Source organism: Campylobacter concisus (genome assembly GCF_902460705.1).
In the GTDB taxonomy this organism is placed as follows: domain Bacteria; phylum Campylobacterota; class Campylobacteria; order Campylobacterales; family Campylobacteraceae; genus Campylobacter_A; species Campylobacter_A concisus_Z.
In genome coordinates this window covers 22,881-35,473 of record NZ_CABPUP010000002.1, presented here as the reverse complement: position 1 = coordinate 35,473, position 12,593 = coordinate 22,881, and the positions used below count along the sequence as shown (strand labels likewise).

Below are 12,593 nucleotides of genomic sequence, written 5' to 3'. Positions count from 1 at the left end.
GACAACTAAAATTTCAATATTTTCTATGCAAATACCTTTTGATACTCTTTTAAAAGCTCGCCACTAAGCGTTGCGATCTCATAATTTTTCTCATCTGCCATTAAAGCAAGTGTTAGTTTGTGGTTTAGATCGTGGCTGCCCGCAAATGCTGTGTAATCCCCAAGTAAAGGTGCTCCAAGCAAGCTCAAATCGCCAACCGCGTCTAAAATTTTATGTCTTACAAACTCATTTTCAAATCTCAAACCCTCTGGATTTAAAATATGTGTATCATCGATAGCCACGGCGTTATCAAGCGATGCACCAAGGGCTAAATTTTGAGCTTGCAAGCGTTGTAAATCTTTTAAAAAGCCAAAAGTTCTAGCACGAGCGATATTTTTTACAAATGAGCTCTTGCTAAATTCAAAAACATATCTTTGCTCGCCGATAACTGGGTGGTCAAATTTGATCGTATAGTCAAATTTTGGATTTCTTGAAGGCGAAGTTCGCACAAATTTTGACCCCTCAACCACCTCGACCTCGCGGCAGACAAGTATCACTTTTTTACCGGCATCAAGATATCTTATGCCAGCTTCATCAAGTAGCATGCAAAAGCTTATCGCACTGCCATCCATCACTGGAATTTCATTTGCATCAACAGAAATTCTAATATTATCAATACCATAACCATTTATGGCTGACATCAGGTGTTCGATCGTACTAATAAAGCCCTTTTCGTTGCCAACAACGGTTGCCATCTGCGTATTTATCACATTTTTAGGTTCGGCTTTAAAACTAATACCAAGATCTTCGCGGTGCAAAATAATGCCAGAATTTGCATCAAGAGGTTCTAGTATAAGTCTTATCGGCTCACCTTTATGAAGCCCTATACCAACGGTCTCAACGCGTCTTGCGATAGTAGTTTGTTTCAAGAGTTTCCCTTATATTTTTAATCCGTTTATAATAGCACTAAAAAATCAATTTTGCAAATTTTTAGTTCTTGTCTATCATCGCTTTTGCAGCATCTAAAACACTTGTTATATTGTCTTTTATCCACTTTTTATCCATCCATTGTTGAGGTCTTACCTCTTCACCTTGGACTAAAATTCCAAAGTGAAGGTGATCACCAAGTGCAAGACCGCTAGTTCCAGTAGTACCTATTTGATCACCAGCCACCACCATATCGCCCTCTTTTACTCTAGCGCTTGAGCAGTGTCCATAAAGCGAATAAAGCCCAAATCCATGATCGATCACAATATTTAATCCATAAATTCCATTTTCAGATGCAAGTACGACACGGCCGGCATTGCTAGCTATTATAGGAGCTGCGGCCACACTTGCAAAGTCTATTCCCATATGCCATGATTCGCTTACTTGCTCGTTATTATATGTATAGTATCGGTGATCGGCGAAATCAGCCACTTTTTTACCATTTCTTAGTGGATAAAATGGTATCACACTAAAGCCAGTTAACATCTCATCGCCAGGATTTGTAGTAAGTGCTGTTATTTTTTCTTCGTTTGAGTTTCTAAGTGTTTCATTGACAAATCTCATCTTTTCAAGCCTTGAAAGCACGCTTGGATCTTTTGCATATTGATCAGTTAGATCAACTATCTTACCATCTAAAAATCTATCATTTAATGCAATAGTTGAAGTTTTATACTTTACATTTTCGTAAAAATATCTGACATGTGATTTGCTCTCGTTGCCTGCAAAGTCTCTTGCAATGACTTCTGCGCTAAAATTTTCAACCTGAACTGGCCAAGCAACAAGTGCTGCATAAAAGCCCTCTTTATAAAATGGGACTGCCTTAAATTTCTTACCAAAATTTGTCTGGACATAGACCTCTTTTAGCTGATTATCAGTTGCTCTAAAGACTACAACAGCACTACCACCTTTTGAGATAGAATAAGACTGCGAAAGTACGTAAAGATCAGGCTTTGAAGTATCAAGCACTACTTCAACCTTTTTACTAGCTTTGTTGCCAGTAAAAAAGCTCCATTTGCTAGTATCGACCGCTTCTATGCTCATCTCATAAGTATCTTTTTGAGCAAAAAAGCCAGTCTTTGGGAAGGTTAAGTTTACATCAAGCTCAGTACTTGGATTTTGTATGATTTGATTTAACAAATTTAGATCATTTTTCCCATCATTCATACTAATTCGTACAAATTTTATGCCACTATCGTCTTTAAATTTGATATTCATTGGGGTTCTAAGATTCCAATAAACCTTATCAGCAACACCAATTATCGGCTCATTTCGCTCAAAATCTTTTGACATCAAAGCATAGCCAAAACCACCGGCTAAAATTAAAATTAGCAAAAGCACAACAATACCAAATCCGCCAACTCCACGTCTATACATATATTTTTACCTTAAATTTAATTTGCAAAATTTTACACGTAAATCAATAAATTTTTAGTTAATTACAAAATTTCTCTTACAGCTCTAGCGTCGCTCATCCATGCAAAAAGCTCATCCCAGCGTTCATCTTTGATGAGATCTTTGCACAAATTTAGCTCTTTTTCAAACATATTTATGGCTTCAACAACATTATTTTTATTTTGCTTAAAAATATCGCTCCACATAAAAGGCGAACTCTTTGCGACACGTATCATGCCCTTAAATGTAGGTCCGCCAAGCGCTACGATGTGCCTTTTATCCTCTTCTTTTAAAATTCCACTAGCAAGCGAAAATGCGATCGCATGAGGTAAATGTGAAATAAGACCTACGTGATGATCATGCTCTTTTGCGCTCATGAAAATGATCTTCATGCCAAGACAAGAAAATAACTCAACGCTTCTTTTTACATGTTTTTCTGCGCTCTCAGCAAAGTCACAAACGATAACAGTTGCCCCTGTGTAAAGTGACTTAAAGGCAGCCTCTGGACCAGAATACTCAGTACCTGCCATTGGGTGAGCTGGGATGAAATTTTTACGAATTTTTTCTGGCACAGCTTCTATTATCTTTTGTTTGGTTGAGCCAAAATCAATGATAGTTGTATCTTCGCTAATATCGGTTAAATTTTGCACTATTGATACGATAGCTTCAACTGGCACAGCCAAAAAGATGATGTCACACTTCTTTTTCATCTCGTCAATGCTTAAAATTTCATGCACCAAGCCAAGTTCTAAGGCCTTTTTGCTATGATTTTCATCTTTGTCATATCCACTAACACAAGAGATTAATTTTTCATCTTTTAGTGCAAGACCAAGCGAGCCACCCATAAGACCAAGTCCGATGATACCTATTTTCATAAAAAACCTTCAAAATTATAAAATTTAAATTTATTAAAAATAAAATATGATATTATACGCACTTATACTAAAACTCTAGGTTAAATTTAATGAGAAAGAAATTATTTTTATTAGCATTAGCTTTCAGCGGCCTAAGCGCACAAACAATCCAGTCAATAAATTTTAAAGGTCTAATTCACCTTTCGCCTGAAGTAGCAAGCCAAATAATGGGACTAAAAGTCGGTCAGGATCTAACTCCAAAGCTTAGCGATAAGGCGATCACAAATTTATACAAACAAAACTATTTCGACGATATCTATATAGAAGATACAGGCAATGGTAATCTTTTAGTAGCTGTAAAAGAGAAGCCAAGTGTTGCGAGAGTCGATCTAAAAGGCGTCGTAACAAATGATAAAACTGCCATAGAGTCGTTAATCAATATCAAACCAGGCAATATGTACGATGAGCTTACAATAGAAAAAACTAAAGAGAGAATTCGTCAGTATTATGAGTCAAAGGGTTATTTTGATACCGTTGTAGACGTAGAAAAACAACCAGTTGCAGATAACGACAGCTCACTTTTTATAACACTTAACATAAACCGTGGCGAAAATATGATAATCAAAAATGTAAATTTAGTCGGTGCAAAAGAGTTTGATTATGACGACATTGAGCCAGTAGTTGCAAATAAAAGTAGAGAATTTATGGGTTGGCTTTGGGGCAGAAATGACGGTAAAGTTAAACTTTTTGAGCTTGAAAATGATCCAGCAAGAATACAAGACAAATATTTCCAAAAAGGCTATTTAGACGCGACTATTTCGTCACCTTATTTAAATTCATCGTTTGATAATTACACAGCCGATCTTACTTATTATGTTCATGAGGGTGAGCCTTATAAGGTTTCAAATGTAAGCATTACAGCACCTGAGGAGCTAGAGCTTGATACTAAAAAGATTATAGATGACTTTAGGCTTGAGGCCGGTGATACGATGAACTCAGCAAGACTTCGCCAAGATATGAAAAAGCTCGATGATATGGTTGCTGATAAAGGTTATGCGTTTGTGAAGGTCTATCCAAAGACTGATAAATTTGATGAAAATAAAACTGTCGATATTGATTATGAAGTCGATCCTGGCGAAAAAGTATATATAAGAAATGTTCAAATTTCAGGAAATGATAGGACTGTTGACCGCGTTGTAAGACGTGAACTTTATCTAACTGAAGGAAATTTATATAGCAGGACCGACCTTCAAGACTCAAAAGATGCACTAAAAAGAACAAGCTACTTTGATGATGTTGAGATAGAAGAAGATCCAGTTGATAAAAATACAGTTGATCTAAAAGTAAAAGTAAAAGAGGCTTCAACTGGCTCAATAAGCGGTGGTATCGGATACGGTAGCAGTGACGGACTACTACTAAATGCAGCACTTTCTGACACAAACATTTTTGGCTCTGGTCTTCAAGGACAAATAAGCGTAGATAAAAGTGACAGAGAACTTTCAGGTCAGATAAGTCTTACAAACCCAAGGATTTTTGACTCAGAGTATAGCCTTGGCGGAACACTTTATGCAAATGACTATGACTGGAGAACATATAAAGAGAGAAGCTATGGCTTTAGCACAACACTAGGTAGAAAACTAACTAGAAATTTAAGCGCATCACTTACTTACAACATTGAGCAAAGTAAAATTACCTTAAAAGATGATGAGCTAAGAGATATCAACACAAAAACCAAAAAAGAAATTTATAGAGAAGGTAAAGCCATAAAAAGCGCCATAACTCCAGCTTTAACATATAATAGCACCGATGATTATTACTTGCCAAGACGTGGCATCATAGCTAGCACATCATTTGAGATAGCTGGGCTTGGTGGCGATATAGACTTTATCAAAAATCGCACAAATTTTAACTACTATCTAGGCCTTAGAGAATACATCGACTACGATCTTATCTTAAGATACAAAGCAAGCTTTGGCAAAATTTGGGAAAGAGGATATACTCCGATCAACGAAAGACTTTACCTTGGTGGTATAAGAAGCTTACGTGGTTACGAGAGCAGAACCGTATCTCCAAAGGTAAAATATAATGGCGACTACTACGAATACGGCGGTGAAACTTCATTTAATAATTCAGCTGAAATAAGCTTCCCTATAATAGATCGTGTCAAAATGCGTGGTGTTGTATTTTATGACTACGGCATGATCGGTGAAAATAGTCTAAATGAGATAAAAAGATCATCAGTTGGTACTGGTATCGAGTGGATAACTCCTATCGGACCACTTCAACTAATCTTTGCAAAAGCTCTTAAACCTAAAGAGGGCGATGATACAAATACATTTGAATTTACTATTGGAAGACGATTCTAATAAGATACTTTAAAGGGGCTAACTTGCCCCTTTAAACCTCCACAAATAAACAAACTTTAAGTCATATAAGAAAAAGCAAGGCAAACATTAGATATAATCCCACAATTTTTAATATAAGTGGGTAAAAATATGAATTTCTCAGACATTTTTTCAAAGATAAGAAAAGCTCAACCTCGTCCAGAAGAAGCGCCTACGCACTGGGTAAAATGCGATAATTGTCACTCACTGATGTACTACAAAGAAGTTGAAGCTTGTTTTAATGTATGCCCGAAATGTGGCTATCATATGAGATTAAAAGCTGATGATCGCATAAATTTGATCTGCGATGAAGGTAGCTTTGTAGAATTTGACGCGAATTTAAAACCGGTAGATCCATTAAATTTTGTTGATAAAAAATCATACAAAAAAAGAATCACAGAAAATAAAGAAAAAACAGGACGCACAAGCTCAGTGATATGTGGCGAAGGTAAATGCGACGGACAAGAGATCCAGCTAGTTGTTTTTGACTTTGGCTTCATGGGTGGTTCGCTAGCTTCAGTTGAGGGTGAAAAGATCGTAAGAGCGATAAAACGGGCAATAGAAAAACGCCAAGCTTTAGTCATAGTGAGTGCTTCAGGTGGAGCTAGAATGCAAGAGAGTACATTCTCTTTGATGCAAATGTCAAAGACATCAGCTGCTTTAAAACTACTTGATGAAGCGAAACTACCTTATATCTCAATACTTACTGATCCGACAATGGGTGGCGTTAGTGCTTCTTTTGCTTGGCTTGGAGATCTAATAATCGCTGAACCTGGCGCATTGATAGGCTTTGCTGGTCAAAGGGTCATCAAACAAACCATTGGTGCTGATTTACCAGAGGGATTTCAAAGAGCTGAGTTTTTGTTAGAGCATGGCCTAATCGATGCTATCGTGCCAAGAAGCGAACATAAAAAATATATAAGCGATATGGTTAAATTTCTCACAAACAATAAGACAATACATCAAAAAGATAACCAAGATGAGAGTGGAAGCAACTTTGAACTAAAACTAAAAACCAAAGGCTAAATTTGGAAATTTCAGTTTTTAGCATTCAAAAATCATCACGTGATAACTTTGAAAACGAGATACAAGAATATATAAAAATGAGTGCAAAATTTGCCAAGATAAATGATAAAGTCTTTTTCAATGAAAAAATAGTAAAAGCTCAAAGTGCTGGAAAAAGCGAAGCATTAAGAGCCTATGATGAAATTTATGAGCCAAATTTAAAAGGCTTTTGCGTAATGCTTGATGAAAATGGCTTGCAACTTGATAGCCAAGAATTTGCACAAATTTTAAACTCAAATTCACAAATTAACTTTTTCATAGGTGGAGCTTATGGCCTTAGCCAAAATTTAAAGAATAAAGCACAAAAAATCGTAAGTTTGAGCAAGATGACGATAGCGCATAAGGTTGCCAAGCTTGTACTTTTTGAGCAAATTTTTAGAGCACTTTGCATAAATGCAAACCACCCATATCACAAATAAAGGAATATAAATGACACAAACTGAGCTAAATTTTTTTAAAAAATTACTTGAAGAAAGAAAATTACAGATCAAAAAAAATATCTATGATTCATCTGTTGAAGTAAATGGCTTAAGAGATAGTGGCGTAAGCGATGAGTTTGATATAGCCTCAGTAAATACAGACCAGCTAATAGAGCATTCCATCTCGACGCAACAAAGAGCGGAGCTATCAGAAATAGATGAAGCACTAGAGAAGATAGCAAACAAAACTTATGGAATTTGTGATATGTGTGAAGAGGAGATCAGTATACCGCGACTAAAGGTAAAACCACATGCAAAATACTGCATAACTTGCCGTGAAATAATCGAAAAAACAGCAAAAAACTAAGGAGAAAACATGAAAACTAGAAAATTTCTCGTCTACTGCATAATCTACATAGTAGTTGTTGCAGGGCTTACTTATTCTCTTAATAGTTCTGATTACACATTTGAGCTTTTAGACCAAACTATAACTTTGCCAATTGCTATTTGGGTCGCTCTTCCAGTAGCTGTTTTAGCACTTCTTGCCCTACTTCATATCGCTTATCATGGATATGCTTTTTATAGATATAAAAAATGGATCAAAAAAGATAGCCAGCTTTATAAAGACTTAGCCAAAGAGACGCTTCTTGGCTTTGAGAGTAACAAAGACTTCAAAACCGACACTTACAAGATCGCCTCACAGCTTACTCGTTCTATCTCACCAGTAGGCGAGCTTAAAGATGTCGGTGTAGATGATGCCGAGATAAACAATATCTTACAAACTATAAAAAGTATAAAAAATAAAGAGATCGTCGATCTAAAGAAATTTAGACTAGCAAAAGATAGCAAGTTAAATATCCTAAATGAGCTAAATAAAATCGAGCAACTACCTACTTACTATCTTGACATACTTAAAAATCAAGATCAAAACGAGAGTCTTAAAAAAGCTGCATTTGATAAACTCATAAAAGTAGCTTCTTTTAGCGAGATCAAAAGATTAAATTTTGAGCTAGCAAGTGAAGATATAATGCTTATTATTACCCGATTTGTAAATGACGAGATTGATCTAAGCAGTGATGAAATTTTTGATCTTTTAAACAATGCAAAAGTGACAAAAGCACAATACGACAAAGCAGCCATAATGCTTAAAAATAAGCTAAAACCAGATGCATTTATCGGCATCTTTGAGAAGCTAAAAAGCATCCATGCTGACGCTGATGAGGCTTACGTATATGCGCTATTTGAGCTTCAGATGCTTGATAAAGTAAGAGAGGCTATCGAAGGTAGCGACCCAGATGAGTTTAAAGAGATAAAGGTCTTGCTGTTTTTACGAGATAACGGCAAAATGGTGCCTAGCTCGTTATTTTTTAAATGATAGACTTTAGCAAAAAGCCACTTTTCTTAGCACCTCTTGCTGGCTTTTCTGACCTGCCGTTACGAAGCGTCGTCAAGAAATTTGGCTGCGACATCACTGTTAGCGAAATGATCAGCGCAAACGCTCTAGTATATGAGAGCAGTGACAAAACTCTTGAAATGATTAAAAAATCCCCAAACGAAGAGCCTTATGTCGTTCAAATAGCTGGTAATGACATAGAAAATATAAAAAAAGCTGTGCAAATTATCAATAAATTTGATGGAATTTATGGGCTCGATCTAAACTGCGGCTGCCCTGTGCCAAAGGTCGTTAGACAAGGTGCGGGATCGGCTTTGCTAAACGATCTTGACAAACTTCAAAGCATAATCTCAGCTATAAAAAGCGTCTCAAACAAAGAGAGCCTGAGTGTTAAATTTAGACTTGGCTTTAACGATAAAAATGAAGAAAAAATCGCAAAGGCCTGCGAAGAAGCCGGCGCAGACTACATCGCAGTCCATGGTCGAACCAAAGCTGGGGGATACAGCGCAAAGGTTGATTACGAAGCGATCGCTAGAGTAAAGGCGAGTGTAAAAATTCCAGTCGTCGCAAATGGCGATATAAATACGCAAAATGCAGATGAAATTTTAAACCTTACAAAGTGCGATGCCCTAATGATTGGTAGAGCAAGCATCGGTAATCCCTGGATATTTCACGAGATAAAGACTAAAACTAGTGTAGATAAAGCATTAAAACAAAAGATCATACTAGCCCACTTTGATGCGATGATCGAGCACTACGGAGAGCATGGGCTTTGCATATTTAGAAAACACTTGCACCAATACAGCAAGGGCATCGACGGCGCAACAACCTTTAGAAACGATATAAATTTCATCAAAGACGTGACAGCGATGAGAGAGCGCATAAGGGAGTTTTTTGCCTAGATGCAAGGCTATATCCTGCGCGTGCAAAAGGTCAGAGACGAGGACCTTTTAGTCTTTGTGTTAACGCCAAATTTGCTCGTAAAGTCATATAGATTTTTTGGCGCACGCCACTCAAATATCATGACTGGCTACAAGATCGACTTTGAACTAGAGCAAGAGGCGAAATTTCTACCAAAGCTTAGAAACATACTTCACCTTGGCTTTAAATGGCTGCTAGAGCGCGACAAACTCATCATTTGGCAGCAGTTCATGCGCCTACTTTATGATCATCTAAAAGAGGTCGAGCAGCTCGATGAAATTTACTTTAACGAGCTTGATCGCTGCGCCAAACAGATGCAGCTACAAAATCCAAAGCGCCTTATCATCGAAAGCTACGTTAAAATTTTAGAGTATGAAGGCAGGCTTCACAGCGAGCTTGAGTGCTTTATCTGCGACGAGGAAATAGAAAGCGAGCTTTGCCTAACTCGTGGCTTTTTGCCCTCTCACAAGCACTGCCTTGATAGAAGCGAATTTGACGCTAGCAAGATCAAAAATTTATTTGATACAAAAAGCACGATCGAGCTAAATGACGATGAGATAAACCGCCTTTATAAAATTTTACTTGACGGACTTTAAACTCTATTATGACTATTTTTAAGCTTTAATTTTCTAAGTTACAAAATTCTAACCAGTAGTTTTTGCACTAAATGCTTTTGTATTTGCTATATATGATAGTTTTGATTTATTAACAAGTACAAGAATTTCATCTATTCATACATTTTTTTATTTATTTTGATACGAGCTAATTAAAATAGAAATATTTATAGCTTGCTTCTTGGGATTAGTCCCAAGAAGCAAGTAAAATTTTACTCTTCACTACTACTATTGAGAGCAAAAAAAGTATCAGTATGGATATTTTCAAATGCTGCTTTTAGCGAAGTAAAAAGTTTTGAATTTTCTTTTTCTAAAGTTGCCAAAAGCTGTTTAGTTTCATATCTAGCATGTGGCATCTTCACGTCAAATCTCATTGCAGGGCATGCTTCATCACCGATAACTCTTAATTCATTTTTGATAGCATTTTCGCGAAGCTGTCTCTCGCGAACGAAGATAAATGGCCTAATAACCGTGATTCCATTTTTTGCAGTATATTTTGGAGCAAGCGTCCTTAGTGCACCATTATATGTAAAGTTCATAAAAAAGCTCTCCGCTGCATCGTCTAAATGATGAGCAATCGCGAGTTTATTAAAACTATGCTTTAAGGCGTAAGTATAAAGATAGCCTCTTCTCATACGAGAAAAGAAACTACAAAAACTGGAATTCTTACGGATTTTCTCTTTTGAAATTTCAAAGATTGAGCTATCTATTACTTCGTGCTCTATTCCGTGCTCATTGCAATGCTTCGTAAGATAAGCGTAGTCCTCACCCATACCGTAGCTTAGCGTTACTGCCTTAAACTCAAATTTTTCAGGTGTGACGTTTTGGATATGCTTTAGTACGTGAGCTAGTGCGAGGCTATCTTTACCACCGCTAAGACCAAGCAAGATCTTATCTCCGCCCTCTATCATCTTGTATCTAGCATTTGTCTGACCAACTTGCCTAAGAAGCCTTTTACTAAGCTCTATCATAAGCTTTCTACCATTTCAAGTATAAATTTTGCACTAACATTTGCTGAATCTTGCAAAAATTTATCAAAGTCAAACTCTGCTGCATCACCAGCTCCATCGCTGATAGCTCTTAGTATAAAAAATGGCACACCAAGTGTTTCGCAAACTAGTGCAACGCTAGCACCTTCCATCTCTGTTGCGCTCGCATTAAATATCTTTTTAATCCAAGTTTTCTTTTCATTATCGCAGATAAACTGATCTCCAGTCGCAATAATACCAGCACTTAAGCTCATATCTTTTTTATCAGCTATCTTTTTTGCCAGTTCATTTAACCCTACATCACTTTCGACAAAGATACTTGTGCCTGGCACATAGCCATAAGGATGGCCAAAAGCCGTAATATCAAGATCATGTTGCACCAAGCTAGTAGCATAAAGCATATCACCTATTTTTAAACTCTCATCAAGTGAGCCAGCTACGCCGGTAAAGAGCAATTTTGAGGCCTTAAATTTTTCTATCATCAAAGTTGCTGTTATAGCTGCATTTACTTTGCCTATCTTTGAATAGGCAATAACTAGCTCTTTTTCTTTATAGTTTGCTAAGTAAAATTTATTATTTGCATATTGAATAGTTTTATATTCACCAACCATTTCAAGGATCGGCGTTATCTCTTCTTGCATGGCTCCAAGTATCGCTATCATCTCTCCTCCAAAATTTTCACAACTTCTTCAAGACTTGCCATATCAGTAATACTATAAGTTGGCTTTTCGGTATTTTTTTTATTGATACCCTTTAGCGTCGTAGCGCCAAGCTCGATAAAACAATCAACATTATTTTCATAGTTTTTAATGCTTTGTTTATAGCAAACTGGTTTTATTAGCTGCTCTTTTAGTAGGACTAGTGCTTCGCTTTTATCAGTATAAATTTTAGCATTTACATTTGAGACAACTGGAGAAAATTTGGCAGCCAAAGTACCCTCAAGCTCGCCTGTCAACCTAACACTAGCTGGTTCAAGTATCGGACAATGGCTTGCTACCGACATATTTAAAAGCATTGCTCTTTTTGCGCCAGCTTCTTTAAATTTTGCTTCATAGCTAGCAAGATCAGCTCTTACGCCAGCGACAACGATTTGTCCATCGCAGTTGTAGTTTGCAGCATAAATTTGTAAACCTTCTTCTCTTGCTTTTTTACAAATTTCTTCAACCACTTCATCACTAAGTCCGAGGACTACCATCATACCAGCATCTTTACCAACACAAGCCTCTTGCATAAATTTACCACGTAAATTTACAAGCCTAATCGCATCAATAAAATTAAATGCTTCGCTAACTGCAAGAGCAGTAAATTCTCCAAGTGAGTGCCCGAGACTAAATTCTGGTTTTTCTTTAATAAAATTTGAAAAAGCTAAATAAGTCATTAGCGAGTTTAAGACGATAGCTGGCTGAGTAAATTCTGTTTTATCCAACTTATCGTTTTGTGTGAATAAAAGCTCTTTGTAATCAATGCCAGTGTCATTACAAGCATCATTTAAAAGTAGTTTAGCAGTAGAAAAATTTTCGTAAAAGTCTTTTCCCATACCAATACTTTGCGAGCCTTGGCCCGCAAAAACAAAAGCAAATTTTTTCATTTTAACTT

General features: G+C 36.7%; 13 protein-coding genes. 7 read left to right on the top strand and 6 right to left on the bottom strand.

What is annotated here, in order from left to right:
* Nucleotides 1–23 precede the first annotated feature (23 nt).
* From lpxC to F3G75_RS04135, 3 genes are all read right to left on the bottom strand, one after another.
* On the bottom strand, nt 24–908 hold the full coding sequence (gene lpxC / locus F3G75_RS04145; protein ID WP_149716665.1) for a UDP-3-O-acyl-N-acetylglucosamine deacetylase: 885 nt from the start codon (nt 906–908) through the stop codon (nt 24–26).
* Nucleotides 909–969: 61 nt separating this feature from the next.
* Nucleotides 970–2,340, bottom strand: a complete 1,371-nt coding sequence (pgp6, locus tag F3G75_RS04140) for a peptidoglycan metallopeptidase Pgp6 (protein WP_149716664.1) — start codon at nt 2,338–2,340, stop codon at nt 970–972.
* A gap of 62 nt (nt 2,341–2,402) precedes the next feature.
* Nucleotides 2,403–3,233: a prephenate dehydrogenase gene (locus tag F3G75_RS04135; protein WP_084108777.1), complete on the bottom strand. Its 831-nt coding sequence runs from the start codon at nt 3,231–3,233 to the stop codon at nt 2,403–2,405.
* A gap of 89 nt (nt 3,234–3,322) precedes the next feature.
* On the opposite strand from F3G75_RS04135, the gene bamA reads away from it, so the two are divergent.
* From bamA to recO, 7 genes are all read left to right on the top strand, one after another.
* Complete coding sequence (gene bamA / locus F3G75_RS04130) at nt 3,323–5,578, top strand: outer membrane protein assembly factor BamA (protein ID WP_149716663.1); 2,256 nt, start codon at nt 3,323–3,325, stop codon at nt 5,576–5,578.
* A 129-nt stretch (nt 5,579–5,707) separates the two neighbouring features.
* The gene (accD, locus tag F3G75_RS04125) at nt 5,708–6,622 is read left to right on the top strand and encodes an acetyl-CoA carboxylase, carboxyltransferase subunit beta (RefSeq protein WP_149716662.1); all 915 of its coding nucleotides are present in this window, start codon (nt 5,708–5,710) and stop codon (nt 6,620–6,622) included.
* Between the two features lie 2 nt (nt 6,623–6,624).
* The gene (locus tag F3G75_RS04120) at nt 6,625–7,080 is read left to right on the top strand and encodes a 23S rRNA (pseudouridine(1915)-N(3))-methyltransferase RlmH (protein ID WP_149716661.1); all 456 of its coding nucleotides are present in this window, start codon (nt 6,625–6,627) and stop codon (nt 7,078–7,080) included.
* 10 nt (nt 7,081–7,090) lie between these two features.
* Complete coding sequence (gene dksA, locus F3G75_RS04115) at nt 7,091–7,447, top strand: RNA polymerase-binding protein DksA (protein ID WP_035167251.1); 357 nt, start codon at nt 7,091–7,093, stop codon at nt 7,445–7,447.
* A 9-nt stretch (nt 7,448–7,456) separates the two neighbouring features.
* Entirely contained in the window at nt 7,457–8,455 is a 999-nt protein-coding gene (locus tag F3G75_RS04110; RefSeq protein ID WP_149716660.1) for a uroporphyrinogen III synthase HEM4, read from the top strand.
* On the top strand, nt 8,452–9,375 hold the full coding sequence (locus F3G75_RS04105) for a tRNA dihydrouridine synthase (protein ID WP_149716659.1): 924 nt from the start codon (nt 8,452–8,454) through the stop codon (nt 9,373–9,375). Before F3G75_RS04110 ends, F3G75_RS04105 begins: the two co-directional genes overlap by 4 nt.
* On the top strand, nt 9,376–9,990 hold the full coding sequence (gene recO, locus F3G75_RS04100; protein ID WP_103592968.1) for a recombination protein RecO: 615 nt from the start codon (nt 9,376–9,378) through the stop codon (nt 9,988–9,990).
* A 230-nt stretch (nt 9,991–10,220) separates the two neighbouring features.
* On the opposite strand, the gene F3G75_RS04095 is transcribed toward recO, so the two are convergent.
* The 3 genes from F3G75_RS04095 to fabD are packed head-to-tail and all read right to left on the bottom strand — an operon-like array spanning nt 10,221 to nt 12,585.
* Nucleotides 10,221–10,979: a tRNA 2-thiocytidine biosynthesis TtcA family protein gene (locus F3G75_RS04095; protein ID WP_149716658.1), complete on the bottom strand. Its 759-nt coding sequence runs from the start codon at nt 10,977–10,979 to the stop codon at nt 10,221–10,223.
* Nucleotides 10,976–11,659, bottom strand: a complete 684-nt coding sequence (locus F3G75_RS04090; RefSeq protein WP_149716657.1) for a 5'-methylthioadenosine/adenosylhomocysteine nucleosidase — start codon at nt 11,657–11,659, stop codon at nt 10,976–10,978. The genes F3G75_RS04095 and F3G75_RS04090 overlap by 4 nt, the downstream gene beginning before the upstream one ends.
* Nucleotides 11,656–12,585, bottom strand: coding sequence for an ACP S-malonyltransferase (gene fabD / locus F3G75_RS04085; RefSeq protein WP_149716656.1), 930 nt, complete (start codon nt 12,583–12,585; stop codon nt 11,656–11,658). The genes F3G75_RS04090 and fabD overlap by 4 nt, the downstream gene beginning before the upstream one ends.
* Nucleotides 12,586–12,593 lie beyond the last annotated feature (8 nt).